This is a genomic window from Salipiger marinus (assembly GCF_035481585.1).
Taxonomy (GTDB): Bacteria; Pseudomonadota; Alphaproteobacteria; order Rhodobacterales; family Rhodobacteraceae; genus Salipiger; species Salipiger marinus.
Genome location: NZ_JAYKSL010000001.1, coordinates 603,011 through 628,230 on the forward strand (window position 1 = coordinate 603,011; position 25,220 = coordinate 628,230).

General features: G+C 66.0%; 25 protein-coding genes and 1 pseudogene. 14 read left to right on the forward strand and 12 right to left on the reverse strand.

The genetic code is table 11. From position 1 onward, the window contains the following. Positions 1 to 274 precede the first annotated feature (274 nt). Genes VK682_RS02925 through VK682_RS02945 form a run of 5 tightly spaced genes read right to left on the reverse strand, consistent with a single transcriptional unit; the run spans position 275 to position 5,588 of the window. The gene (locus VK682_RS02925) at positions 275 to 1,591 is read right to left on the reverse strand and encodes an NAD(P)/FAD-dependent oxidoreductase (protein WP_230795085.1); all 1,317 of its coding nucleotides are present in this window, start codon (positions 1,589 to 1,591) and stop codon (positions 275 to 277) included. Between the two features lie 22 nt (positions 1,592 to 1,613). Beyond that, positions 1,614 to 2,432 carry an ABC transporter permease gene (locus VK682_RS02930; protein WP_089847754.1) on the reverse strand — a complete coding sequence of 273 codons (819 nt, stop codon included), beginning with the start codon at positions 2,430 to 2,432 and terminating at the stop codon, positions 1,614 to 1,616. Continuing rightward, positions 2,429 to 3,319, reverse strand: a complete 891-nt coding sequence (locus VK682_RS02935) for an ABC transporter permease subunit (RefSeq protein ID WP_089847756.1) — start codon at positions 3,317 to 3,319, stop codon at positions 2,429 to 2,431. Before VK682_RS02935 ends, VK682_RS02930 begins: the two co-directional genes overlap by 4 nt. A gap of 3 nt (positions 3,320 to 3,322) precedes the next feature. Further along, positions 3,323 to 4,444 carry an ABC transporter ATP-binding protein gene (locus VK682_RS02940; RefSeq protein WP_230795087.1) on the reverse strand — a complete coding sequence of 374 codons (1,122 nt, stop codon included), beginning with the start codon at positions 4,442 to 4,444 and terminating at the stop codon, positions 3,323 to 3,325. Between the two features lie 58 nt (positions 4,445 to 4,502). Next, positions 4,503 to 5,588, reverse strand: coding sequence for a polyamine ABC transporter substrate-binding protein (locus VK682_RS02945; protein WP_230795088.1), 1,086 nt, complete (start codon positions 5,586 to 5,588; stop codon positions 4,503 to 4,505). A gap of 155 nt (positions 5,589 to 5,743) precedes the next feature. On the opposite strand from VK682_RS02945, the gene VK682_RS02950 reads away from it, so the two are divergent. Next, positions 5,744 to 6,397, forward strand: a complete 654-nt coding sequence (locus VK682_RS02950) for a GntR family transcriptional regulator (protein WP_230795089.1) — start codon at positions 5,744 to 5,746, stop codon at positions 6,395 to 6,397. A 70-nt stretch (positions 6,398 to 6,467) separates the two neighbouring features. Next, positions 6,468 to 7,868, forward strand: coding sequence for an aspartate aminotransferase family protein (locus tag VK682_RS02955; protein WP_089847764.1), 1,401 nt, complete (start codon positions 6,468 to 6,470; stop codon positions 7,866 to 7,868). 44 nt (positions 7,869 to 7,912) lie between these two features. Here VK682_RS02955 and VK682_RS02960 read toward each other — a convergent pair whose 3' ends face one another. After that, positions 7,913 to 8,287 carry a rhodanese-like domain-containing protein gene (locus VK682_RS02960; RefSeq protein WP_230795090.1) on the reverse strand — a complete coding sequence of 125 codons (375 nt, stop codon included), beginning with the start codon at positions 8,285 to 8,287 and terminating at the stop codon, positions 7,913 to 7,915. 153 nt (positions 8,288 to 8,440) lie between these two features. On the opposite strand from VK682_RS02960, the gene VK682_RS02965 reads away from it, so the two are divergent. From VK682_RS02965 to VK682_RS02985, 5 genes are all read left to right on the forward strand, one after another. Beyond that, positions 8,441 to 9,529, forward strand: coding sequence for a bifunctional transcriptional activator/DNA repair enzyme AdaA (locus VK682_RS02965; protein WP_230795091.1), 1,089 nt, complete (start codon positions 8,441 to 8,443; stop codon positions 9,527 to 9,529). Between the two features lie 9 nt (positions 9,530 to 9,538). Then, positions 9,539 to 9,916 carry a YigZ family protein gene (locus tag VK682_RS02970; RefSeq protein ID WP_089847770.1) on the forward strand — a complete coding sequence of 126 codons (378 nt, stop codon included), beginning with the start codon at positions 9,539 to 9,541 and terminating at the stop codon, positions 9,914 to 9,916. 31 nt (positions 9,917 to 9,947) lie between these two features. Further along, the gene (gene mutL / locus VK682_RS02975) at positions 9,948 to 11,813 is read left to right on the forward strand and encodes a DNA mismatch repair endonuclease MutL (RefSeq protein WP_324781386.1); all 1,866 of its coding nucleotides are present in this window, start codon (positions 9,948 to 9,950) and stop codon (positions 11,811 to 11,813) included. Further along, positions 11,810 to 12,931, forward strand: coding sequence for a DNA recombination protein RmuC (locus VK682_RS02980; RefSeq protein ID WP_230795095.1), 1,122 nt, complete (start codon positions 11,810 to 11,812; stop codon positions 12,929 to 12,931). The genes mutL and VK682_RS02980 overlap by 4 nt, the downstream gene beginning before the upstream one ends. A gap of 69 nt (positions 12,932 to 13,000) precedes the next feature. Further along, the gene (locus tag VK682_RS02985; protein ID WP_230795096.1) at positions 13,001 to 13,330 is read left to right on the forward strand and encodes a DUF3775 domain-containing protein; all 330 of its coding nucleotides are present in this window, start codon (positions 13,001 to 13,003) and stop codon (positions 13,328 to 13,330) included. Here VK682_RS02985 and VK682_RS02990 read toward each other — a convergent pair. Continuing rightward, a complete protein-coding gene (locus VK682_RS02990; RefSeq protein ID WP_230795097.1) occupies positions 13,327 to 14,580 on the reverse strand; it encodes a DNA polymerase IV in 1,254 nt (417 codons plus the stop codon). The two genes, VK682_RS02985 and VK682_RS02990, sit on opposite strands and share 4 nt — an antisense overlap. A gap of 67 nt (positions 14,581 to 14,647) precedes the next feature. Here VK682_RS02990 and VK682_RS02995 point away from each other — a divergent pair, with 67 nt between their 5' ends. Next, complete coding sequence (locus VK682_RS02995) at positions 14,648 to 15,037, forward strand: NUDIX hydrolase (RefSeq protein WP_324781387.1); 390 nt, start codon at positions 14,648 to 14,650, stop codon at positions 15,035 to 15,037. Positions 15,038 to 15,068: 31 nt separating this feature from the next. Here the strand turns inward: VK682_RS02995 and VK682_RS03000 are convergent, their stop codons facing one another. Continuing rightward, complete coding sequence (locus tag VK682_RS03000) at positions 15,069 to 15,383, reverse strand: hypothetical protein (RefSeq protein WP_230795099.1); 315 nt, start codon at positions 15,381 to 15,383, stop codon at positions 15,069 to 15,071. 181 nt (positions 15,384 to 15,564) lie between these two features. On the opposite strand from VK682_RS03000, the pseudogene VK682_RS03005 reads away from it, so the two are divergent. After that, a pseudogene (locus VK682_RS03005) lies at positions 15,565 to 16,457 on the forward strand (SPFH domain-containing protein). Continuing rightward, the gene (locus tag VK682_RS03010; RefSeq protein ID WP_230795103.1) at positions 16,457 to 16,729 is read left to right on the forward strand and encodes an NfeD family protein; all 273 of its coding nucleotides are present in this window, start codon (positions 16,457 to 16,459) and stop codon (positions 16,727 to 16,729) included. Before VK682_RS03005 ends, VK682_RS03010 begins: the two are co-directional and overlap by 1 nt. Here VK682_RS03010 and pyrF read toward each other — a convergent pair. Further along, complete coding sequence (gene pyrF, locus VK682_RS03015; protein ID WP_230795106.1) at positions 16,726 to 17,421, reverse strand: orotidine-5'-phosphate decarboxylase; 696 nt, start codon at positions 17,419 to 17,421, stop codon at positions 16,726 to 16,728. The genes VK682_RS03010 and pyrF overlap by 4 nt on opposite strands. 75 nt (positions 17,422 to 17,496) lie before the next feature. Further along, positions 17,497 to 17,778, reverse strand: coding sequence for a hypothetical protein (locus tag VK682_RS03020; protein WP_089847788.1), 282 nt, complete (start codon positions 17,776 to 17,778; stop codon positions 17,497 to 17,499). Positions 17,779 to 17,978: 200 nt separating this feature from the next. Here VK682_RS03020 and clpB point away from each other — a divergent pair, with 200 nt between their 5' ends. Further along, positions 17,979 to 20,594, forward strand: a complete 2,616-nt coding sequence (gene clpB, locus VK682_RS03025; RefSeq protein WP_230795108.1) for an ATP-dependent chaperone ClpB — start codon at positions 17,979 to 17,981, stop codon at positions 20,592 to 20,594. 109 nt (positions 20,595 to 20,703) lie between these two features. On the opposite strand, the gene VK682_RS03030 is transcribed toward clpB, so the two are convergent. Beyond that, positions 20,704 to 21,180 (reverse strand): fasciclin domain-containing protein, encoded by a 477-nt coding sequence (locus tag VK682_RS03030; protein WP_230795109.1) that lies wholly within the window; start codon positions 21,178 to 21,180, stop codon positions 20,704 to 20,706. A gap of 165 nt (positions 21,181 to 21,345) precedes the next feature. After that, on the reverse strand, positions 21,346 to 21,795 hold the full coding sequence (locus VK682_RS03035; protein ID WP_230795111.1) for a DUF302 domain-containing protein: 450 nt from the start codon (positions 21,793 to 21,795) through the stop codon (positions 21,346 to 21,348). Positions 21,796 to 21,896: 101 nt separating this feature from the next. On the opposite strand from VK682_RS03035, the gene VK682_RS03040 reads away from it, so the two are divergent. From VK682_RS03040 to msrQ, 3 genes are all read left to right on the forward strand, one after another. Continuing rightward, complete coding sequence (locus VK682_RS03040) at positions 21,897 to 23,390, forward strand: FMN-binding glutamate synthase family protein (protein WP_089847837.1); 1,494 nt, start codon at positions 21,897 to 21,899, stop codon at positions 23,388 to 23,390. 72 nt (positions 23,391 to 23,462) lie between these two features. Continuing rightward, complete coding sequence (msrP, locus tag VK682_RS03045; protein ID WP_230795113.1) at positions 23,463 to 24,365, forward strand: protein-methionine-sulfoxide reductase catalytic subunit MsrP; 903 nt, start codon at positions 23,463 to 23,465, stop codon at positions 24,363 to 24,365. Then, positions 24,362 to 24,988 carry a protein-methionine-sulfoxide reductase heme-binding subunit MsrQ gene (msrQ, locus tag VK682_RS03050; RefSeq protein WP_230795133.1) on the forward strand — a complete coding sequence of 209 codons (627 nt, stop codon included), beginning with the start codon at positions 24,362 to 24,364 and terminating at the stop codon, positions 24,986 to 24,988. Before msrP ends, msrQ begins: the two co-directional genes overlap by 4 nt. Positions 24,989 to 25,220: the final 232 nt, after the last annotated feature.

Below are 25,220 nucleotides of genomic sequence, written 5' to 3' on the forward strand. Positions count from 1 at the left end.
CACAGGCAGACATACGCTATGGAAGGGGGGCTCTGCCCCCGTCTGCCACAGGCAGACATATGTCATGCCCGTCTGCCACAGGCAGACATACGTCATGAAAGGGGGGCTCTGCCCCCGTCTGCGCTGGCGCGCAGACTCCCCCGGAGTTTAGGGGCAAGATGAAGCCTCAGAGATCGAAGAGGGCTGCCGTGACATAGGCGGGCGCCAGCAGGGCGCGGCGCAGGCGGCCCAGCGGAAAGCGCGCGGGCGGGGTGCGGAGCGCCGCGGGCANGCCTCAGAGATCGAAGAGGGCTGCCGTGACATAGGCGGGCGCCAGCAGGGCGCGGCGCAGGCGGCCCAGCGGAAAGCGCGCGGGCGGGGTGCGGAGCGCCGCGGGCAGCGGGGGCGGCGCGCCGCGGATCATGTCCGCCATCAGCCTGCCGACATGGCTGCCCATGGCGATGCCATTGCCGTGATAGCCCATGCCCGCGAAGAGGCCGGGATGGCCCGGCACCGGCCCGGCATAGGGGGTGAGATTGGCCATCAGGCAGACCAGCCCCGCCCATTCATGGGTGATCTGCACGTCCCGCCATGCCGGGAACATGGCGGTGAATTCGCGGCGGATGCGGCGCGAGATCGCGGCCTGCGCGCGCGGCGTGGCGGTGAGCCCGCCGCGCATCCCGAAGAGGAAGCGGTTGTCGGGCAGCAGGCGGAAATAATGCAGCAGCTGCCGGGTGTCATAGGCCATCTGGCGCGAGGTCCAGCCCTGCGCCTGCAGCTGCGCCTCGGTCAGCGGCGCGGTGACGATGACGCTGGACTGCACCGGCAGATAGCGGGCGGCGAGCCAGTCGGGCAGATCCTCGGAGGAATAGCCGTTGGTGGCGAGCAGCACCCGGTCCGCCGTCACGCTGCCTGCGGCGGTGTCGAGCTGCCAGCGGCCCGCGATGGGGCGCAGCCGGGTGACGGGGCTATGGGCGTGAAGCGTGGCCCCCGCCTGCTGCGCGGCCCGGGCGAGGCCCGCGTGATATTTGCGCGGGTTGAGCGCGAAGCCCAAGGGCACGGTCAGCGCGCCGTGAAAGGGCCCGGCCAGACCTTCGGCGGCCAGATCGCCGGCACCGGTGAGCTGCGGCGTGACACCGTAAAGGGCGGGGATCTCCTGCGCCTCGGCCTGCAGCTTCTGCCAGGCGCGGGGGCTGTGGGCGAGCAGGGTTTCGCCCTTGGAATGGGTGTCGGCATCGATGGAATGGGTCTGCAGCAGATCCGCGACCGTGTCGATCGCGGCCTTCTCGCAGGCCCGCCACTCGCGCAGCCCGGCGTCGCCGAAGCGCTTGCGCAGGACGGAGGCCGGGGCCTTGGCGCCGCCCAGACAGCAGAAGCCGCCATTGCGCCCCGAGGCGCCATAGCCGGGGTGATCCGCCTCCAGCAGGGTGACCTGCACGCCCGCCTGCGCCAGATGCAGCGCTGCGGAAAGCCCGGTGAAGCCGCCGCCGATCACGGCGACTTCGGTCTGGCGGGAGCCGGGCAGGGCGGGCCAGCTGCCGGGCGGCACGGTGTCCGCCCAGAAACAGGCGCCCTGCGGCCCGTAGGCCGCGGCTTCGTAAATGCGTTTCATGTCTGCCCGATGGTCTTTCTGGTTATTCCGCCCGGATGGCCGCCTGTTCGTCGCGGGCCTGCGACACGGCGGCGCGTTTGGTGATGATCGAGGCGGCCACCACCCCCACCGTGACCACGGCGATCATCAGGGTGGACAGCGCGTTGATCTGCGGGCTGACCCCCAGACGCACGGCGGAGAAGATCTTGATGGGCAGGGTGGTCGCCGAGGGGCCGGTGGTGAAGCTGGCGATGACCAGATCGTCCAGCGACAGGGTGAAGGCCAGCAGCCAGCCCGAGATCACCGCAGGCGCGATGATCGGCAGGGTGACCAGCCGGAACGCCTCGAACGCGGAGCAGCCCAGATCCAGCGCCGCCTCTTCCAGCGAGCGGTCGAAGGAGGTGAGCCGCGAGGACACCACCACCGAGACGTAGCACATGGCGAAGGTGGTATGGGCCAGCACGATGGTGAACACGCCCCGGTCGATGTTGAGCCCGATGAAGAGCAGCAGCAGCGACAGGCCGGTGATCACCTCCGGCATGACGAGCGGCGCGTAGATCATGCCGGAAAACAGCGTGCGCCCGGAAAACCGCCCCGCGCGCACCAGCACATAGGCCGCCATGGTGCCCAGCACCGTGGCGAGGGTGGAGGAGAACACCGCCACCTTCACCGTCACCCATGCCGCGTCCAGAAAGGCCTGATCGCGCAGCAGTTCGCCATACCATTTGGTGGAGAAGCCCGCCCAGACCGTGACCAGACGGCTTTCGTTGAAGCTGTAGACCACCAGCAGGATCATGGGCAGGTAGAGAAAGGCAAAGCCCAGCGTCAGAGAGGTGGTGTTGAACCAGGAAAAGCGTCTCATCCCTCGGCCTCCCGCTGTTTTTGCTCGTTGCGCTGGAACAGCACGATGGGAATGATGAGGATCAGCAGCAGGATCACCGCCACCGCCGAGGCCACCGGCCAGTCGCGGTTGGAGAAGAATTCCTCCCACAGCACCTTGCCGATCATCAGCGTGTCCGACCCGCCCAGAAGCGAGGGGATGACGAATTCGCCGATGGCGGGGATGAAGACCAGAAAGCAGCCCGCGATGATGCCGTTGCGCGACAGCGGCCAAGTGATCAGCCAGAACGCCTCCATCCGGGAACAGCCCAGATCCTCGGCCGCTTCCAGCAGCGATTCATCCAGCTTTTCCAGCGCGGAATAGATCGGCAGGATCATGAAGGGCAGGTAGGTGTAGACGATGCCGATATAGACGGCGGTCTTGGTGTTCATGATCTGCAGCGGCGTGTCGATGACGCCCAGAAACAGCAGGACCTGATTGAGCACGCCTTCGGTCGACAGGATCCCCATCCACGAATAGACCCGGATCAGGAACGAGGTCCAGAACGGCAGGATCACCAGCATCAGCAGGGTGGGCCGCCATTCGCGCGGCGCCCGCGCCATGCCATAGGCGATGGGGTAGCCCACGCAGAGCGTCAGCAGGGTAGAAACCACCGCGATCTGCAGCGAGCTGAGATAGGCCTGCCAGTAAAGCGAGTCGGTGCTGAGAAAGACGAAATTCTCGAAATCCAGGTCCGAGAAGAAGGTAAGCAGGCCGTCCAGCCCCTGCGTCAGGTCGAGCTGCGGCATGTAGGGGGGCCGGGCCAGCGCCACATCCGACAGCGAGATCTTGAGCACGATCAGGAAGGGGACAAGGAACAGCGCCAGAAGCCACAGATAGGGAACGGCGATGAGAACGAAGCGGCGCATCGGCTATTCCTCCAGCACGACGCCGGCGGTGTCGGTGAACCCGACCCAGACCTCGTCCTCCCATGTGATCTGGCGGTTGGCCAGACGGCGGGCATTGACCATCTGCGCCTTCATCCGGTGCCCACCCGCCAGTTCGACGTGATAAGTGGAGATGTTGCCCAGATAGGCGATGTCGATGACCTTGCCGCGGAAGGTGTTGGGGCGGTCGGGCCGCTCCACGTCGATGGTCACCTTTTCGGGGCGCACGGCAAAATGGCAGGCCTGACCGGGGCTGAACGTCGTGTCGGTGGCAGCGCGGATCGGCGGCTGGCCTTCGGCCCAGTCGATCGACACGCCGTCGCCCTGCGGCGTGGCACGGCCCTGCAGGATGTTCACGTCACCGATAAAATCCGCGACATAGACGCTGTTCGGGGCCTCGTAGATTTCGGCGGGGGTGGCGACCTGCACCAGATGGCCCTCGTCCATCACCGCGATGCGGGAGGCGACGGTCATCGCCTCTTCCTGATCGTGGGTGACGATCACGAAGGTGGTGCCAGTCTTTTCCTGAATGTCCATCAGTTCGAACTGCGTTTCCTCGCGCAGCTTGCGGTCCAGCGCGCCCAGCGGTTCGTCCAGCAGGAGCAGCTTCGGCGCCTTGGCCAGACTGCGGGCCAGCGCCACGCGCTGCCGCTGCCCGCCCGAGATCTGGTGCGGCTTGCGTTTGGCGAACTTGGTGAGCCGGGTGAGGCGCAGCATTTCCTCGACCCGCGCGGCGATCTGGTCGCGGTCGCGCGATTCCCGTTTCAGCCCGAAGGCGATGTTTTCCCAGACCGACAGATGCGGAAACAGCGCGTAGCTCTGGAACATCATGTTGACCGGGCGCTTGTTGGGCGGAATGGCCCCGATATCCTGCCCCGACAGGAAGATATGGCCGGAGCTGACGGTCTCGAACCCGGCGAGCATCCGCATCATCGTGGTCTTGCCGCAGCCCGACGGCCCCAGCAGCGCAAAAAACTCCCGCTCGTAGATGTTCAGCGACAGGTCGTGAATCGCGGTGAAGTCTCCGAATGTCTTCGTGACATTGCGGAATTCGATGATGGGTTTCTGGTCCGGATCGGTCCAGGGGGCGAAAACGGTCTGAGCCATGCAGGTATCCTGTGCTGAAAAGGCCCGCGTCCCGAAGGGCGCGGGCCGGAGGGCGGGCTCAGGCGCCCGATTTCACCTTGGTCCAGAGCCGCGTCACATCGCGGTTCAGACGCTGGTCATAGGGCGTGAAGGTATAGAGGTTCTCCAGCGTCTCCGCGTCGGGATAGATCGCCGTGTCTTCGATCACGTCCTCGTTCAGGAATTCCTGCGACGCCTCGTTGCCATTGGCATAATAGACGTAGTTGGACGCGGCGGCCATGTTTTCCGGATCCATGATGAAGTTCAGGAAGGTATGGGCCGCATCGGGATTGGGCGCATCCACCGGAATCGCCATCTGGTCGAACCACATCAGCGCGCCTTCCTTGGGCGCGTTATAGACCACCTCGACGCCATTGTCGGCCTCGGCGGCGCGGTCGCGGGCCTGCAGCACGTCACCCGACCAGCCGAAGGCCACGCAGATGTCGCCATTGGCCAGCGCGTTGATATATTCCGAGGAGTGGAACTTGGAGATATAGGGCCGCACCGCCATCAGCACCGGTTCGGTCTTGGCGATGACTTCGGGATCCTTGGAATCGGGATCCTCGCCGATGTATTTCAGCACGGCGGGAATCACCTCGACCGGCGCATCAAGGAAATAAACGCCGCAGGCGGCCAGCTTTTCCATGTTCGCCGGATCGAAGATCAGATCGAGGCTGTCGATGGGCGCGTCTTCGCCCAGCACTTCCTTGACCTTGTTCACATTCACGCCAATCCCGGTGGTGCCCCACATGTAATTGACGGAATATTCGTTATCGGGGTCGTATTGCGCGGTGCGCTCTTCGATCACGTCCCACATGTTTTCCAGATTGGGCAGCTTCGACTTGTCGAGCTTCTGGAAGGCTCCTGCCATGATCTGACGCTGCAGGAAGCTGCCGGTCGGCACAACCACGTCATACCCGGAGGATCCGGCCAGCATCTTGGTTTCCAGAACCTCGTTGCTGTCGAACACGTCATAGATCAGGTCGATTCCGGTTTCGGACTCGAATTTCTCCAGCAGCGATTCGTCGATATAGTCCGACCAGTTGTAGACGCGGACCTCTTGGGCCTGCGCCGCAGTGGCGAGCAGCGCCAGTGTGGCGGTGAAACTCAGAAGGGGTGTCTTCATACTTTGCTCCCGTCGGTGTTGGGGTCTATAGCCGCCCCGTGGCTTGTGAATTTGATCAAACGCTGCCCCGTTTGGCAACTATGGTGATGTTTTCACGGGCCGGTGCAGCGTGCAAGATGAGGCTGAGCGACCATTGGTCAATCTGGAGGCAGGCGATGAATGTTAGGGCAGAGGGCGCGGGACCGCCTGCGCATGAGGTGGTATATCGCCGCCTGCGCGAGATGGTGCTGTTCGGCGAACTGGAGCCGGGGCAGGCGGTGACCATTCAGGGGCTGGTCGACGAGCTGCAGGCGGGCATGACCCCGGTGCGCGAGGCGCTGCGCCGTCTGATCGCCGAGGGCGCGCTGGCCTTTCGCGGCAACCGGCGGATCGTGGTGCCGGTGCTGGATGCGGCGGCGGTGGACCAGCTGACCGTGGCCCGCGTGGCGCTGGAACCGCAGCTGGCGCGGCGCGCGGCGCAGCATTGCGGAGCGGCGGAGGTGGCGCTGCTGCGCGCGACCGACGCGCGGCTGGACCGGGCCATCGCCCGGGGTGACGTGCGCGGCTATCTGGAGGAGAATCACCGCTTTCACGCCGAGTTGAACGCGCTGGCGCAGGCGCCGATCCTGACCGAGCTGGTCGACGGGCTGTGGCTGCGTTTTGGGCCGTCGCTGCGCGTGGTCTGCGGCCAGTTCGGCACCCGCAACCTGCCGGATCGCCACAAGGATCTGCTGGAGGCGCTGACCGAGGCCGACCCCGATGCCGCCGCCCGCGCCATGGAAGGGGACGTGGTGCAGGGCATGACCCAGATCCGGGAGGGGCTGATCTGATTCGATTGACCTCAGATAATTTGATCATATTATCGGCGCCAACATATCTCCTCCCTGAAAGGTGGCCGACATGACGCTTGTCTCCGTCAATTCCCCGACATCCGAACTGCAGGCGCTGGACGCCGCGCATCACATGCACCCTTTCACCACCGCGCAGGATCTGGCGCGCAAGGGCGCCCGGGTCATCACCCGCGCCGAAGGCTGCTGGCTGACCGACAGCGAGGGCGAGCGCATCCTTGACGGCATGGCCGGGCTCTGGTGCGTGAATGTGGGCTATGGCCGCCGTGAACTGGCCGATGTGGCGCAGCGCCAGATGCTGGAACTGCCCTATTACAACACCTTCTTCCAGACGACCCATGTGCCGGTGATCCAGCTTGCCGCCAAGATCGCGGAACTGGCGCCGGGCGATCTGAACACCGTGTTCTTCGCCTCTTCGGGGTCAGAGGCCAATGACACCAACCTGCGGCTGGTGCGCACCTACTGGCAGGAAAAGGGCGAGCCGCAGCGCGACGTGATCATTTCCCGCTGGAACGGCTATCACGGCTCTTCGGTCGGGTCGGGCAGCCTTGGCGGCATGAAGGGCATGCACGCGCAGGGCGGGATGCCGATTCCCGGCATTCACCATATCGACCAGCCGCATTGGTATAACGAAGGCGGCGACATGACCCCCGAGGAATTCGGGCTGGAACGCGCGCGGCAGCTGGAAGCGGCGATCGAGGAGATCGGCCCGCACCGCGTCGCCGCCTTTATCGCGGAGCCGATTCAGGGCGCAGGCGGCGTGATCATTCCGCCCTCGACCTACTGGCCCGAGGTGCAGCGCATCGTCGACAAATACGGCATCCTGCTGATCGCGGACGAGGTGATCTGCGGCTTCGGGCGCACCGGCGCGTGGTTCGGATCGGAAACCGTGGGCATCCGCCCCGACATCATGACCATCGCCAAGGGCCTGTCCTCGGGCTACCAGCCGATCGGCGGGTCGATCCTGTCGGACGAGGTGGCGGGCGTGATCGCCAAGACCGAATTCAACCACGGTTACACCTATTCCGGCCATCCCGTCGCCTCTGCCGTGGCGCTGGAAAACCTGCGCATCCTGCAGGAAGAAAAGATCGTGGAGCGGGTGCGCGACGACACCGGCCCCTATCTCAAGACCAAGTTCGAAGCACTGGCCGAGCATCCGCTGGTGGGCGAGGCGCGCATCGTCGGCATGATGGGCTCGCTGGCGCTGACGCCGGACAAGGCCAGCCGCGCGCCCTTCGAGGCCGAGGCTGGCACGGCGGGCTACATCACGCGGGAACGCTGCTTTGCCAACAACCTCATCATGCGTCACGTCTATGACCGCATGATCATCTCGCCGCCGCTGGTCATCAGCAAAGAGGAAATCGACATCCTGATTTCCCGCGCATGGACGGCGCTGGACGAGGCCCATGCCGAACTGAAGGCGCAGGGGCTGATGAAGGCCGGACGCCGCTAAAGATTTTCGCGCGCCCCGGGGGGCCGGGGCGCGCGCGATCCGGCTCAGCCCATGGGCGTGGGGGCGCCGGTGGCCATGTTGGTGCCGATATAGGGCTTTTTCGCCGCCTTCCACGCGCCGAACCCGCCTTCCATATGGGCGATCCGGTCAAAGCCTGCGGCCATGGCGGCGCGGGCGACCTTTTCCGACCGCACGCCCGATCCGCAATGGAAGACGATGCGCTTGTCGCTCTGGCCGGGCAGCTTTTCGGCGCGGAAAAACGCCATCGGCATCAGCAGCGCGCCTTCGACATGTTCGAACATGTATTCCTGCGGCGTGCGCACATCGATCAGCACGATCTCGTTGCGGTCAAAAGCCTCTGCCACCTCCTCCACGGTCCATGTTTCCAGAACGCTGCTGCCTGCATCTTCGGTTTTCATGCGCTGTCTCCTGTCATATCTGGTTTTCCGAATCCTTGACCGAGACTTGGCCCCGCCGCCGCGCTTGGCAAGGGGGTTGGCGGCGCGGAAATTTCCGCAAGCGCTGCCCGATTTCCGGCGCCATGCCGCGCCGATCCGTGGCAGGATGGCGCCATGCTGTTCCCCATGCCCCCCTCCGACACGCTTTATCAGGCGCTTCTGGACCGCGATCCGGCCTATGACGGGCAGGTCTGGGTCTGTGTCGCCTCCACCGGCATCTTCTGCCGCCTGACCTGTCCCGCGCGCAAACCGCTGCGGGCCAATTGCAGCTTTCACGATAGTGTGGCCGCCTGTCTGGCGGCGGGGTTCCGGCCCTGCAAACGCTGCCATCCGCTGGCGCCCATGGCGGCGGGCGATCCGGTGATCCAGCAGCTTCTGGCCGCGCTGGACCAGGATCCGGCCCGCCGCTGGGGCGAACCCGATCTGGTGGCGCTGGGGCTTGATCCCTCTACCGTGCGGCGGGTGTTCAAGCGGCAGTTCGGCATGACCTTTCTGGAGATGGCCCGCCACCGGCGGCTGCGCGAAGGCTTCACCACGCTGGCCAGCGGCGGCCCGGTCATCGCGGCGCAGCTGGAGGCGGGGTTCGAGTCGGCCAGCGCGTTCCGGGCGGCCTTTGCCCGGCTGCTGGGCCGCGCGCCGGGCAGTCTGCGCCAAGACGCGCTGCTGCGCGCCGACTGGATCGCCACGCCCTTGGGGGACATGCTGTCGGTCTGCGACGCGCGCCATCTGCATCTGCTGGAATTCATGGACCGCAAGGCGCTGCCCGCCGAACTGGCCCGGCTCGCCAAGGCGGCGGGCGGCGAGATCGGGCTGGGCCGCTTCGATCCTTCGGACCAGATCCGCGCCGAACTGGCGCGGTTCTTTGCGGGCAGCTCGGCGCGGTTCGACACGCCGCTGGCGCTGCATGGCACGCCGTTCACCCGGCAGGTCTGGCAGGCGCTGCGCGCCATTCCGCCCGGACAGACCCGCAGCTATGGCGCGCTGGCGCAGGATCTGGGCCGTCCGCAGGCGGTGCGCGCCGTGGCGCAGGCCAATGGCGCCAACCAGATCGCGCTGGTCATCCCCTGCCACCGGGTGATTGGCGCCGATGGCGCGCTGACCGGCTATGGCGGCGGGCTGTGGCGCAAGCAGCGCCTGCTGGAGATCGAGCGCGGCTATCGCAGCCCGCCTCCGGGGCTTGCACCGGACCGCCCGCAGGCATAGGCGCAGCCCATGCGCATCCTTGAGAACATCATCAGCGACCGCGGCTCGCGCTATGCCGTCTCTGGCGGGCCCTGCACCTCGGAGGAAGAGGCGCGCGCCTTTCTGAAGGATCTGAAGCGCGCCAAGAAATTCGCCAAGGCCACGCATAACACATGGGCGGTCCTGCTGGGCGACGTGCCGCTGAAGAATGACGATGGCGAAAGCGGCGCGGGCATGGTGATCCTGCGCATGCTGGAACGCGAGGGCCTGCGCGACCATATCGTGGTGGTGACACGCTGGTATGGCGGCAAGCATCTGGGCGGCGACCGGTTCCGCCATGTGCAGGACGCGGTGCGGCTGTATCTCGACGCGCGGACCACCGAGGAGAGCGGGGGAAAGCCCGTTTGAGAATCGCTGCAGCTCTGCTAGGTCTGGTGGCATGAATAGCCATAGCCCCAACATGCGCCCTGTCATCCGCCAGCTGGACGAGGCCGCCGTCAACCGCATCGCGGCGGGCGAGGTGGTGGAACGGCCCGCCTCTGCGGTCAAGGAACTGGTGGAAAACGCCATCGACGCGGGCGCGCGGCGCATCACCGTGGATATTGCCGATGGTGGCAAGACGCTGATCCGGGTCACGGATGACGGCTGCGGCATGGCGCCCGAGGATCTGCCGCTGGCGCTGTCGCGGCATGCCACCTCCAAGATTGACGGCAGCGATCTGCTGGCCATCCACAGCTTCGGCTTTCGTGGCGAGGCGCTGCCCTCGCTGGGGGCGGTGGGGCGGCTGACCATCCAGAGCCGCGCCGAGGGGCTGGACGGCGCCGAGATTACGGTGAATGGCGGTGTCGTGGGTGACATCCGGCCCGCCGCGCTGAACCAGGGCACGGTGGTCACGCTGCGCGATCTGTTCTTCGCCACACCCGCGCGGCTGAAATTTCTGCGCACCGACCGGGCCGAGATGATGGCCGTGGCCGAAGGGCTCAAGCGGTTGGCCATGGCCGAGCCTTCGGTGGGCTTCACCCTGCGCGACGTGTCCGAGGGGCGCGACCGCGTGAGCTTCCGGGCCGATGCGGTGCCGGGCGATCTGTTCGACGCGCTGCGCGGGCGGCTGGCGCAGGTGCTGGGGGCAGACTTTACCGACAACGCCCTGCCCATCGATGCCGAACGCGACGGGTTCCGGCTGACCGGCTATGCGGCGCTGCCCACCTATTCGCGCGGATCTTCGGTGGCGCAGCATCTGTTCGTCAATGGCCGCCCGGTGCAGGACAAGCTGCTTTATGGCGCGCTGCGCGGCGCCTATGCCGATTTCCTCAGCCGCGACCGGCATCCGGCGGTGGCGCTGTTTGTCGACTGCGCGCCGCATCTTGTGGATGTGAACGTGCATCCCGCCAAATCCGAGGTGCGGTTCCGCGAGCCGGGTCTGGTGCGCGGGCTGATCGTGTCGGCGCTGCGGCATGGTCTGGCCGAGGCCGGGCACCGCGCCTCCACCACCGTGGCGGGGGCGACGCTGGGGGCCTTCCGTCCCGAACCTGCCGCCACGCCTTCAGGCGCGCCGCGCGTCTATCAGATGGACCGGCCCTCTGCCGCCGCGCGCAGCGCCGCCTATGCCGCGCAGGCGCCGCAGGGGTTTTCCGAGTTTTCGGGCGCCTATTCCGGTCGCGTGGTCGATCCCGCGCCCGCCCCCGCCCCCGCGCCTGCCGCAGAGGACAGGCCAGAGCCGCGCCATCTGCCGCTTGGCGCCGCGCGCGGGCAGGTGCATGAAAACTACATCATCGCCCAGACCGAAGATGGCGTGGTCATTGTCGACCAGCACGCCGCGCATGAGCGGCTGGTCTATGAAAAGCTCAAGCGCCAGATGGCCGAACGGGGCGTGCCCGCGCAGGCGCTGCTGATCCCCGAGATCGTGGAGCTGTCCGCCGAGGATCAGGGGCGGCTGCTGGACATTGCCGATGACCTGTCCCGCATGGGGCTGACGGTGGAAGCCTTTGGCGGCTCCGCGCTGGCAGTGCGCGAGACGCCCGCGATTCTGGGCGAGGTCAATGCCACCGCCCTGCTGCGCGACATTCTTGACGAACTGGCCGATTTTGGCAGCAGCCAGCTGGTGCAGGAAAAGCTGGAGGCGATCCTGAGCCGGGTGGCCTGCCATGGCTCCATCCGGTCGGGGCGGGTGATGCGCGCCGAGGAAATGAACGCGCTGCTGCGCGAGATGGAGGCGACGCCGCATTCCGGCCAGTGCAACCATGGCCGCCCCACCTATGTGGAACTGAAACTCAGTGACATCGAACGGCTGTTCGGGCGCACATGACCGAGGGCTGGCAGATCGCGCTGGATGACCCGCTGCTGTGGGCGGGGTTGGGCGGCGCGCTGCTGGCGCTGCTGCTGATCCTGTCGATCCGCGCCTCCAACCGCGCCGCCCGGCTGGGCTATCCGCTCAGCCAGCTGGCGCAGCGGGTGCAGGCCTTGGCCGAGGGGCAGGACCGGCTGGCGGGCGGGCTGCATCATGTCAGCGAGGCGCAGGTGCAGAGCCAGACCGCCATGCTGCAGCTGATGGAGCAGCGTCTGGCGCTGGTGCAGCAGAACATGGCCGAAAGCCTGCACGGCACCGCGCGGCGCACCGCCCATTCGCTGGGGGAACTGCAGGAACGGCTGAAAACCATCGACCGCGCACAGGAAAACATCACCCGCCTGTCGGGCGACGTGCTGTCGCTGCAGGACATCCTGTCCAACAAGCAGACCCGTGGCGCTTTTGGCGAAATCCAGCTGAATGACATCGTGTCGAAGGCGCTGCCGCGCGACAGCTATGTGCTGCAGGCCACGCTGTCGAACGGGCGGCGGGCGGATTGCCTGATCAAGCTGCCCGGACCCCCCGGCGCCATGGTGGTGGATGCCAAATTCCCGCTGGAATCCTATGAGGCGCTGCGCCGCGCCGAAACGCCCGAGGCCCGGCAGCGCGCCGCGCAGGGCTTCCGCATGTCGGTGCGCCGCCATGTGCGCGACATTTCCGACCGCTACATCATCGAGGGAGAGACGGCGGACAGCGCGCTGATGTTCCTGCCCTCGGAAGCGGTCTATGCCGAACTGCATGGCAATTTCCCCGAGATCGTGCGCGAAGGCTTTGGCCTGCGGGTCTGGATCGTGTCACCCACCACCTGCATGGCCACGCTGAACACGCTGCGCGCCGTGCTGAAAGATGCGCGGATGCGCGAACAGGCGGGGGCGATCCGGCGCGAACTGGCGCTGCTGCATCAGGATGTGGACCGGCTGGGCGGGCGGGTCGAAAACCTTGACCGGCATTTCGGCATGGCGGCGCGCGATCTGGCCGAAATCCGGATCAGCGCCGAAAAGGCCGGGCGCCGGGCGCAGCGGCTTGATAACTTCGATTTCGAGGATCTGGTCCCCGAGGCGCGCCCCGCCCCGGTCTGACCGCGTTTGCGCAGGATCAAGGACGGCGCCGTCTTCTGCCCGCAAGGTGGCGGGGAAAGGAGACCCGTCATGGAAGAAATCAGCGTTCGCAAAGTCGCCGCCGTGATCCTGATGGCCCGTGAGCTTGACCGGGCCGAAGGGGAACTGCGCGGCTTCATCCGGTCTATGAGCGACGAGGAAAAGGCCGCTCTGGTCGCGATCATGTGGGTCGGTCGCGAGGTGTTCGAGGCCGAGGACTGGCAGGAGGCCTATGGCACAGCACTTTCCGAAGCCTCCACCCCCACCGCCGATTACCTGATCGGCACGCCGCATCTGGCCGACCATCTGGAAGCCGGGCTGGAGGCCCTGGGCTATGATCCCGAGGACGAGGAGGACGAGCTGCTGACCCGCGGCAGCTAACGCAGGGCGCGGCCCTTGACGATGGCATCGTCGCCGAATTTTGCGCGGATGGCATCGGTGGCGCGTTCGGCGGCGGCGCGCTTGCCCGCATCGGGATCCAGCAGGTCGCCGCCCCGGTCCGCCTGATCGGCGGGCACCAGATCCGAAATTCCCGCCCCCAGCAGCCGCCACGGGCCTTCCTTGCCCAGCGGATCCAGCAGCGCGCGGGCGGTGCGGTAGATGCGGTCGGCCATCTGCGTGGCATCCGCCAGCGACTGCCGCCGGGTCAGGGTGCGGAAATCCGACCGCTTGACCTTAAGCGTGACGACGCGCCCCGCCAGCCCCTTGGCCTTGGCGCGGTCGGACACCTTTTCGCACATGCGCCACAGATGACCGTCCAGCAGGTCGGGATCGGCGGTGTCTTCGGCAAAGGTCGTTTCGTTGGAGATGGATTTTATCGGGGAATCGCGGGTGACGCGGCGGTGATCCTGCCCTCGCGCCAGATGCCACAGCCGGTCCCCCATGCCGCCGAAGCGGGCCACCAGATCGCGCTGGTCCCAGCGCAGCAGATCCTCGAAGGTGCGGATGCCCGCCCGCTCCAGCGCCTCCTGCGAGGCAAGACCCACCCCCCAGATCAGCCGCACCGGCCTTGGCCGCAGAAACTCCTGCGTCTCAGTGCGGCCAATCACCGAAAACCCGTGCGGCTTGTCGAGATCAGAGGCGATCTTGGCCAGAAACTTGTTATGCGACAGACCCACGGATCCGGTCACGCCCAGCTCGTCACGCATCCGCTTGACCAGCCGGGCCATCATCATGGCGGGCGGGTGGCCATGCAGCCGCGCGGTGCCGGACAGATCCAGAAACGCCTCGTCCAGCGACAGCGGTTCGATGGCGGGGGTCAGATCCTCCATCATCGCGCGGATGCGGCGCGACACGTCCGCGTAAAGCGCCATTCGGGGTTTCAGCACCACCGCATCGGGGCAAAGCTTCAGCGCCTGAAACATCGGCATGGCAGAGCGCACGCCCCGGATGCGGGCCACGTAACAGGCGGTGGAGACCACGCCGCGCTTGCCGCCGCCGATGATCACCGGCTTGTCGGCCAGATCCGGATTCTCGCGCTTTTCCACGCTGGCATAGAAGGCGTCGCAGTCCATATGGGCGATGGACAGATCCCACAGTTCGGCATGGCGCACAATACGGGGCCGTCCGCAGGCGGGACAGCGCGACCCAAGATCAAATTCGGTCAGACAATCGCGGCAGAGCGCAGGCATGGCTGGCATTTCCGGCGGGAGTGGTTATCTGCGCAGCATACGCCCCTTCCGGGCCGGAGACCATCGCGTGAGCTTTTCCGGAGCGAAACTGATCCTGTTTCTCGGCGCCGATCTGCTGGTGCTGCGGCGGGATCATACCCCCGGCATCCCTTGGCCCGGCTTTCTGGATTTCCCCGGCGGCGGGCGCGAAGGCGCGGAGACGCCCGAAGCCTGCGCGTTGCGCGAAACCTGCGAGGAGGTGGGGCTGGTGGTGCCGGATGCAGCGCTGGTCTGGCGGCATCAGCACGGGGACAACTGGTTCGTTGCCGCGCATCTGCCCGGCGCCACGGTCCGCGAGGTGCGTTTTGGCGGCGAGGGCGAGGGCTGGCTGCTGATGCGTCCCGAGGAATTTGCCGCAAGGGACGATGCGATCCCGCATTTCCGCGACATCCTGCGCCTTTATCTGGCGCAGGGCTGAGCCGCCGCTGGCGGCAGGGTTCGCAGCCGCCTCAGGCTGCGCGGAACCACGACAGCCAGCCAGACTTGCGGCGCTCGTCACCCATGGCCCGGGGACGCATCACGTCGCGCTGGCTGCTGTTTTCCATCGTCATGCGCGACTGCAGCGTGCCGGGCTGATCCAGCGCGGCCAGTGCCCGGGCCAGAAGCACCCGTTCCGCCGCATCGGGCTGCGTCGTCACCGGCGCGTCAAAGCTGCTGGCCACGCGCACGCGCCCGGCATCGGTGTGAAAGGTAACAAGCACCTCGAACCGCTGCTCCGCCGCGTTGTAGCGCATATCGCCGATCTGGGTCTGACTCTCGGTCATGAGATGATCTCCTGCCTGTCGATTATGGACCAAACGCGCGCCCTTACGCAGAAGTTCCGGGCGGCTGCGCGCACGAGGCCGTGAAGTCAAGCGAAAAACGTGCCGATGAAAGAGCTTTCCGGGCGCTGTTGCCCCCGGCATACTATGATCTGGATTTGGCTTAAGGGATTGGAGTCGCAGGATGAGTCCGGAAGACATCTGGCTGGAACTGCTGGGGCAGAATCTGGTGATCCTGCTGCTGGCGGGATTTGTGATCCTGTGCGTTCTGCTGGGGGTGCGGATCGTGCCGCAGGCGGAAAACATGTGGTGGAACGGTTCGGGCGGCTGCGCGCCGTGCTGGGGCCGGGGATCAATCTGATCGTGCCGTTTCTGGACCGGGTCGCGCACAAGGTGTCGATCCTTGAACGGCAGCTGCCGACCGCCAGTCAGGATGCCATCACCACCGACAACGCGCTGGTGGAGGTGGAAACCAGCGTCTTCTACCGCATTCTGGAGCCGGAAAAGACCGTCTACCGGATCCGCGATGTGGATGCGGCCATCGCCACCACCGTGGCGGGTATCGTGCGGGCCGAGATTGGCAAGATGGAACTGGACGAGGTGCAGTCCAACCGGTCGGCGCTGATCGCCACCATCAAGTCCAGCGTGATGGATGCGGTGGATGACTGGGGGATCGAGGTGACGCGGGCCGAACTGCTGGACGTGAACCTTGACCAGCAGACGCGCGAGGCGATGCTGCAGCAGCTCAACGCCGAGCGCGCCCGCCGCGCGCAGGTGACCGAGGCCGAGGGCCGCAAGCGCGCCGTGGAACTGGCCGCCGATGCGCAGCTTTACGCTGCCGAACAGCAGGCCAAGGCGCGGCGCATCTCGGCGGAGGCCGAGGCCTATGCCACGCAGGTGGTGGCCGCCGCCATCGCCGAAAACGGCCTTGAGGCGGCGCAGTATCAGGTGGCGCTGAAACAGGTGGAGGCGCTGGTGGCGCTGGGGCAGGGCGCGGGCAAGCAGACCGTGGTGCTGCCCGCCAGCGCGCTTGACGTGTTTGCGGATGCGTTTTCGCTGCTGAAGGGCCGGGCCTGATGGGCTGGGCGCAGCTGTGGTGGATCTGGATCGGCGCGGCGCTGGTGCTGCTGGCGCTGGAGATGCTGGCGCCGGTCTACATCCTGCTGGGGTTCGCGGTGGGGGCGCTGGCGGTGGGGCTGGCGCTGCTGGCCGGATTTCAGGCGGGACTGCCGTGGCTTCTGCTGATCTGCGCGGCGGTGTCGCTGCTGGCATGGGTGGCGCTGCGGCGCGGAACGGGTCTGCGCAAGGGGCAGACCCGCATCGTGACCCGTGACATCAACGAGGATTAGGCGCCGCGCAGTTCCGCCAGAATCGCCTCTGCCGCGTCGCGGGGCGCAGGCGCGCGCCAGATCGGACGGCCCACCACGATGTGATCGGCCCCCGCAGCGATGGCGCGGGCCGGGGTGGCGATGCGTTTCTGGTCGTCATCCGCCGCGCCTGCCGGACGCACGCCGGGGGTGACGATCAGCTTGCCCGCCGCTTCGGGCAGGGCGCGGATCGCCGCCGCCTCGTTCGGGGAGGCGATGATGCCGTCGGCGCCCGCCTCGAAGGCGCGGGCGGCGCGTTCCACCACCAGATCGGGAATAGCCCCCTCGCGGATCAGGCTTGCATCCAGATCGGCGCGGTCGAGCGAGGTGAGGATGGTGACGGCGAGGATTTTCATGTCCTTGCCGCGCGCGCCTTCCTTGGCGGCGCGGACCACATGCGGATCACCATGCACGGTCAGGAAATCAAGGTCATACTGCGCCAGCCCGGCCACGGCGTTTTCCACGGTCTGGCCGATGTCGAACAGCTTCATGTCCAGAAAGATGCGCTTGCCGCGCTCCTGCTTCAGCTCGTTGGCCAGTGCCAGACCGCCACCTGTGAGCATCCCGAGCCCGATCTTGTAGAAGGACACGGCATCCCCCAGCTGGTCGGCAACGGCGAGCCCCTGCAGGGCATTGGGCACGTCAAGGGCAACAATCAGGCGGTCATCAGACATCTGGGGGCGCTCCGGGTTTGGGACGCGCCCCTCTTGCGGGCAGGCATGGCCTGCGTCAACCCATTGTGGCCGGGATCACGGCTGTGGCCGGGTCCGTTCCGCCAGCGCGGGGTCGAAGTTCAGGTCTTCGGCGCTGCTGGCTTTGGCGGGGGCCTGATCCGGGCGGCGCATCACCTGCTTGATGGCGCGGGCCAGGACCTGACGGTGCTGCGCCAGATGCCACGGATCCGGCGCCGCACCCGCCGTGCGGGTGATCAGGATCCGGCCATTGCGGGCAGTCAGCGACACGCTGCCAGCGCCCATGCCATCGTCTGCGGTGGTGTCGATGCCGTCATAAACGGCGCGTTCAGTTTCCATGATCTGCCCTCCTTCCCGAACCGTAGCGCAAACGCATTAAGAGGGTGTGTTGTTCCCTGTCCTTGCGCGTTTTTCCCGGTCACATGCTCTTGAAGCGCCAGCTTAGCACGACCATTTTCCATTGCGAGGCCCGACGATGGGATGTGCTGCAAGGCAGGCATCCCGGATCCCGGTCGGGCGCTTGTCAAAGGAGAGAGACGATGAACTTGGACAAGTTCACGGAGCGGTCGCGCGGCTTTATCCAGGCCGCCCAGACGATCGCCATGCGGGAAAGCCACCAGCGGCTGGCGCCCGAACATATTCTGAAAGCGCTGATGGATGACGATCAGGGGCTTGCCTCCAATCTCATCACGCGGGCTGGCGGCGCGCCCGCGCGCGTGACCGAGATGCTGGCGCAGAAGCTGGCGCGCATCCCCAAGGTGGGCGGCGATTCCGGCCAGATCTATCTGGACACGGCCACCGCTCGCGTTCTGGACGAGGCCGAAAAGATCGCCAAGAAGGCGGGTGACAGCTTCGTGCCGGTGGAACGGATCCTGATGGCGCTCGCCATCGAGAAATCCGCCGCCAAGGAGGCGCTGGAAGCGGGCGCCGTGACCCCGCAGAAGCTGAACAGCGCGATCGAGGATCTGCGCAAGGGCCGCACCGCCGACACCGCCTCTGCCGAGGAAGGGTATGACGCGCTGAAGAAATATGCCCGCGACCTGACCGAGGCGGCGCGCGAGGGCAAGATCGACCCCATCATCGGGCGCGACGAGGAAATCCGCCGCTCCATGCAGGTGCTCAGCCGCCGGACCAAGAACAACCCGGTGCTGATCGGCGAGCCGGGCGTGGGCAAGACCGCCATCGCCGAAGGGCTGGCGCTGCGCATCGTCAATGGCGATGTGCCGGAAAGCCTGCGCAACAAGCGGCTCTTGGCGCTGGACATGGGCTCGCTGATCGCGGGCGCCAAGTATCGCGGTGAATTCGAGGAACGGCTGAAAGCGATCCTGAACGAGGTGACCTCGGCTGCGGGGGAAATCATCCTGTTCATCGACGAGATGCACACGCTGGTTGGCGCGGGCAAGGCGGAAGGCGCGATGGATGCGTCCAACCTGCTGAAGCCTGCTCTGGCGCGGGGGGAGCTGCATTGCGTCGGCGCCACCACGCTGGATGAATACCGCAAGCATGTGGAAAAGGACGCGGCGCTGGCCCGGCGGTTCCAGCCGGTGATGGTGCAGGAGCCGACGGTGGAGGATACGATCAGCATCCTGCGCGGCATCAAGGAGAAATACGAACTGCACCACGGCGTGCGGATCTCTGACTCCGCGCTGGTGGCGGCGGCGACGCTGTCGCATCGCTACATCACCGACCGGTTCTTGCCCGACAAGGCCATCGACCTGATGGACGAGGCGGCCAGCCGTCTGCGCATGGAAGTGGACAGCAAGCCCGAAGAACTGGACCAGCTTGACCGGCAGATCCTGCAGATGCAGATCGAGGTCGAGGCGCTGAAGATGGAGGACGATCAGGCCTCCAAGGACCGGCTGGACAAGCTGGAGCGTGAACTGGCCGAGGTCGAGGAACGGTCCGCCGAGATGACCGCGCAATGGCAGGCGGAGCGCGACAAGCTGTCTGCGGCCCGCGAGCTGAAGGAACAGCTGGACCGGATGCGCGCCGATCTGGAGATCGCCAAGCGCGAGGGCAACTTCGCCAAGGCGGGGGAGCTGCAATATGGCCGCATCCCCGAGATCGAGAAGAAGCTGGCCGAGGCGGAAAGCGCCGAGGGCGACGTGATGGTCGAAGAGGCCGTGCGCCCCGAGCAGATCGCCGAGGTGGTGGAACGCTGGACCGGCATCCCGACCAGCCGCATGCTGGAAGGCGAGCGCGAGAAGCTGCTGCGCATGGAAGAGGGCCTGCACAAGCGGGTCGTCGGCCAGAATCAGGCGGTGACTGCGGTGGCCAATGCCGTGCGGCGGGCGCGGGCCGGGCTGAATGACGAGAACCGCCCGCTGGGCAGTTTTCTGTTCCTTGGGCCGACCGGCGTGGGCAAGACCGAGCTGACGAAGGCGGTGGCGGAGTTCCTGTTCGACGATGACAGCGCCATGGTGCGGGTCGACATGTCCGAATTCATGGAGAAGCATTCCGTCGCCCGTCTGATCGGCGCGCCTCCGGGCTATGTCGGTTATGACGAAGGCGGGGTGCTGACCGAAGCCGTGCGGCGCCGTCCCTATCAGGTGGTGCTGTTCGACGAGGTTGAAAAGGCGCATCCCGACGTGTTCAACGTGCTGCTGCAGGTTCTGGATGACGGCGTGCTGACCGATGGTCAGGGCCGCACCGTGGATTTCAAGCAGACGCTGATCGTGCTGACCTCCAACCTCGGGTCGCAGGCGCTGAGCCTGCTGCCCGAAGGATCCGACAGTGCCGCCGCGCGGCGCGACGTGATGGATGCGGTGCGGGCGCATTTCCGGCCCGAATTCCTCAACCGGCTGGACGAGATCATCGTCTTTGACCGGCTGAAGCGGGCGGATATGTCCGGCATCGTCGACATCCAAATGGCGCGGCTGCTGAAACGGCTCGCGGCCCGCAAGATGCGGCTGGATCTGGACGATGCGGCGCGGAAATGGCTGGCCGAGGAAGGCTATGATCCGGTCTTTGGCGCACGTCCGCTGAAGCGGGTGATCCAGCGCGCGCTGCAGGATCCGCTGGCGGAGATGATCCTGGCCGGGGATCTGCTGGATGGCGCGGTGGTGCCGGTGACCGCAGGCGCCGACGGTCTGGTGATCGGGGAACGGCTGGGCGCCAGCAACCGCCCCCGCCCGGATGATGCCGTGGTCCACTGACCCTGACACCATGCCAGACATGGGAAAGGCCCGCCAACCGGCGGGCCTTTCTGCTGTTTCGGGGTCCGGGCGGAGGCGGTGCGCGCCCGCCCGGATCCGAAGGGCGGGATCACTCCGGCATGATGACGGCGTCGATCACGTGGATCACGCCGTTGGAGGCTTCGACATCCGCCGTCACCACATTGGCGCCGTCCACGGTCACGCCGCCTTCGGTCATGATGGTGACCATGGAGCCCTGAACGGTCTCGGCTTCCATGCCGTTGGTCAGGTCGGTGGACATCACCTTGCCCGGCACGACGTGGTAGGTCAGGATGGAGGTCAGCTGATCCTTGTTCTCAGGCTGCAGCAGGGTGTCGACGGTGCCTTCCGGCAGGGCGGCGAAGGCCTCGTCGGTGGGCGCGAAGACGGTGAAGGGGCCGTCGCCCTTCAGCGTGTCCACAAGGCCTGCGGCTTCGGCTGCGGCGAGCAGGGTCGAGAAGCTGCCTGCCGCCTGTGCGGTTTCCACGATGTCGGAGTCGCTCTGGGCAAAAGCCGGGGTCGCGATGAAGGCTGCTGCGGTCAGGGCGAGATAGGTTCTGCGGAACATGGGTGATCTCCTTGGTTGAAGGTACCGGGGTTACGGCGGCATCTTCGGGACGGATCATCGCAATTCCCGCAGCAGAGGGTCTTGACCGGGGCAGGCGCCGCGCTAAGCCGCAGCCCTGCGCCGGGTCCAATAGAGTCTTCGTGACGCAGCGTCAGCGGGTCGTTATCACTCCAGCCCCACGGCGCTGCGCGCGATGCCGTCCAGCAGCGCCTCGATCTTCTTCATCTCGCCTTCGGGAAAGCTGCGGAAACCCACGGTGGTGGTATCGGGGGACTCTGGCCGGACCATGACGAAGATGTGGTAGGGGCAGTAGACGATGTTCATCGGATCGGCCTCCATCACCTCGCGCGACAGCTGCGCAGAACAGAAGCTGTAGATGTCGGCCTGTTCGAACAGCACCACGTCAGAGCCCAGATCGGCGCGGGTGCGTTCCAGCATGTCGCCGGTATGGCTGATGTGATCGACCACCAGCCCTTCGTCCAGGATGGCGTTTTCCAGCCCGAAGATCACGTCGTCGAAGCTCTGGTCGGTGTCATAGGTGATCACCGCTTCCTGCGCCGCGACCGGCCCTGCGACAAGCGCCGCAACCACCAGCCCTGCAAAAAGATTTTTCATGATATTCCTCCCTTGGTTGCCGATCCGTGCGGCGGTTGTCACTGTGTCGCCCTATCCTGACGATATGACTGATGCAGTTCAATGAATATGTAGAGGGGCCCATGGGCGCGGCAATGTATATCCTTCAACTCCTTGCGCTGGGGTTTCTGGTGGTGATCGGACTGGCGGTGCTGCTGGTCTTTCTTCTGTATCTTGTGGACACCACCCAGACCGGCGACGCGATCCGGCGCAATTACCCGGTGATCGGGCGGTTTCGCGGGCTGTTCACCAAGCTGGGCGAATTCTTCCGGCAGTATTTCTTTGCCATGGACCGCGAGGAAATGCCGTTCAACCGCGCGCAGCGGGACTGGGTGTATCATGCCACCACCGGGCGGGATAACACCGTGGCCTTCGGATCGACCCGCAACCTGAACGTGCCGGGCACGCCGATCTTTGCCAATGCGGTGTTCCCGCCGCTGGATGACCAGTTCGCGCTGACCGAGCCGATGCTGATCGGCCCCACCGCCCGCATCCCCTATGTGGCGCGGTCGATCTTCAACATCTCCGGCATGAGCTATGGCGCGATTTCCCGCCCTGCGGTCGAGGCGCTGAGCCGGGGTGCCGCCAAGGCGGGCATCTGGCTGAACACCGGGGAGGGCGGGCTTGCGCCCTTTCACCTGCTGGGGGGCTGCGATCTGGTCTATCAGATCGGCACCGCCAAGTTCGGGCTGCGCGATGCCGAGGGCAATCTGGACGATGCCAAGCTGGCCGAGGTCGGCGCCAATCCGCATGTGAAGATGTTCGAACTGAAGCTGGCGCAGGGGGCCAAGCCCGGCAAGGGCGGCATCCTGCCCGGCGAGAAGGTGAACGAGGAAATCGCCGCGATCCGCGGGCTGAAGGTGGGCCAGCCCGGCATTTCGCCCAACCGGCACCGCGAGATCGACGATTTTGGCGATCTGCTGGACATGATCGTGCATATCCGCCGCGTCTCGGGCCGCCCTGTCGGGTTCAAGACGGTGATCGGCTCTTCCGATGACTGGGAGGAGATGTTCCAGCTGATCGTCGAGCGCGGCCCGGAAAGCGCGCCGGATTTCATCAGCATCGACGGCGGCGAAGGCGGCACCGGGGCGGCGCCCATGCCGCTGATCGACCTTGTGGGCATGCCCATCCGGGAATCGCTGCCGCGCATGGTCGACCTGCGCGACCGCTACGGGCTGAAAAGCCGGATCCGGATCATCGCCAGCGGCAAGCTGGTCAACCCGTCCGATGTGGCATGGGCGATCTGTCTGGGCGCGGATTTTGTGACCTCGGCCCGGGGCTTCATGTTCTCGCTGGGCTGCATTCAGGCGCTGAAATGCAACCGGAACACCTGCCCCACCGGCATCACCACCCATGACCCGCGCCTGCAGAAAGGTCTGGTGGCGGAGGCCAAATATCTGAAGGTCGCCAATTACGCCAAATCCGTCATCAAGGAGGTGGAGACCATCGCCCATTCCGTGGGTGTGGCCGAACCCCGGCTGATGCGGCGCAGGCATGTGCGCATCGTGCAGGCGGACGGATCCTCGATCCCGTTTTCCAAGATCCGGCCAAGTTACAGAGGAGACACCGCAACGTGACACGGCTTGGTTTGGCGTCGGCGGAATTTGGCCTTACCGTATCTGGCAGGTGTGTGACAGGAGACAGGTAAGATGGCGCGGCGCTGGACAGGGTCCCTCAAGGATCGGGATGTAACGGATGAATCCCTGTGGCTAAGCCGCAGGCAGCTTATGGGCGGGGCCGCCGCAGGGCTGGCGCTGACCACCCTGCCGGGCGGCGCCCGCGCGCAGGGGCTGGAGCCGAACCGCTGGGAGGAGATCACCAGCTACAACAACTATTATGAATTCGGCACCGGCAAGGAAGACCCCAAAGCCTATGCCGACGCGCTGACCACCAAGCCCTGGACGGTGACGATCGCGGGCATGGTCGACCGCCCCGGCGATTACGCCTTCGAGGACATCATGGCCAAGATGACGGTAGAGGAGCGCATCTACCGCTTCCGCTGTGTCGAGGCGTGGTCGATGGTGGTGCCGTGGAACGGGTTTGAACTGGCCGACCTGCTGGATCTGGCGGGCGTGCAGTCGGGCGCAAAATATGTGGCGTTCGAAACCGCCTACCGCCCCGACGAAATGCGTGGCGTCGCCTATCCGGTGCTGGACTGGCCCTATGTCGAAGGGCTGCGGCTGGACGAGGCGATGCACCCGCTGACCATCATGGCGACCGGCATCTATGGCCGCGACATCCCCAACCAGAACGGCGCGCCGCTGCGGCTGGTGGTGCCATGGAAATACGGGTTCAAGTCGATCAAGTCGGTGGTGCGGATCACCCTGACCGATACCGAGCCGCCCACCTCGTGGAACAAGGCCAATGCGCGGGAATACGGCTTTTACAGCAACGTGAACCCCGAGGTGGACCACCCGCGCTGGAGTCAGGCGACCGAGCGGCCCATTGGCGGCGGGTTTTTCGCCAAGCGCGAGCCCACGCTGATGTTCAACGGCTACGCGGATGAGGTGGCCTCGCTTTACGCTGGCATGGATCTGTCGAAGTTCTTCTGATGCGCGACAGGATCAACACCGCGCTGCGGCGCATCCCCGCGTGGGTCATCTATGCCATGGCGCCACTGCCGGTGATCTGGCTGGTCTGGCAGGGCTTCATCGGCGGGCTGGGCGTCGAACCCATCCGCGCGCTGGAACATGAACTGGGAGAGATCGGCCTGCAGCTGCTGCTGGCCGGGCTCTGCGTGACGCCGCTGCGGCGGTATCTCGGGCTGAACCTGCTCAAGTTCCGCCGCGCGCTTGGTCTGGTCGCCTTCTTCTACATCACGCTGCATCTGCTGGTCTGGCTGGTGCTGGACGTGCAGATCCCCGCGCAGATCTGGGCCGACATCGTGAAGCGCCCCTACATCACCGTGGGGATGCTGGCCTTTGTGCTGATGGTGCCGCTGGCGCTGACCTCCAACAACGCCTCGGTGCGGCGGCTGGGGGCACGCTGGCGCTGGCTGCACTGGCTGACCTATCCGGTGGCGGTGCTTGGCGCGCTGCATTTTGTGCTGCTGGCCAAGGGATTCCAGATCGAGCCGCTGATCTATCTGGCGCTGGCGCTTCTTCTTGTGGCGCTGCGCGGGCGGGGGCTGTGGCCATGGCCCGTGAAACCACGGGGCCGGGCGCAGGCGTCCTGAGGCAGGCAGACAGGGATTTGATCCAGACGGCCCGGCAGACATGCCGGGCCGTCGTGGTTTTGGTGGCTCGCCTGCGGCTTACCCCCAGAGTCGGGGCAGATTCTGTGGATATGTATGTGGGTATGTCGATTTTGGGGGTGATCTGGGTGTGCTGTGCGGGGATTTTGGGGGTTAAGCTTTTGGATTTGGGTGATTTTTGAGGTTTTTGGTGTTGCTCGTGAAGTTTTTGCGA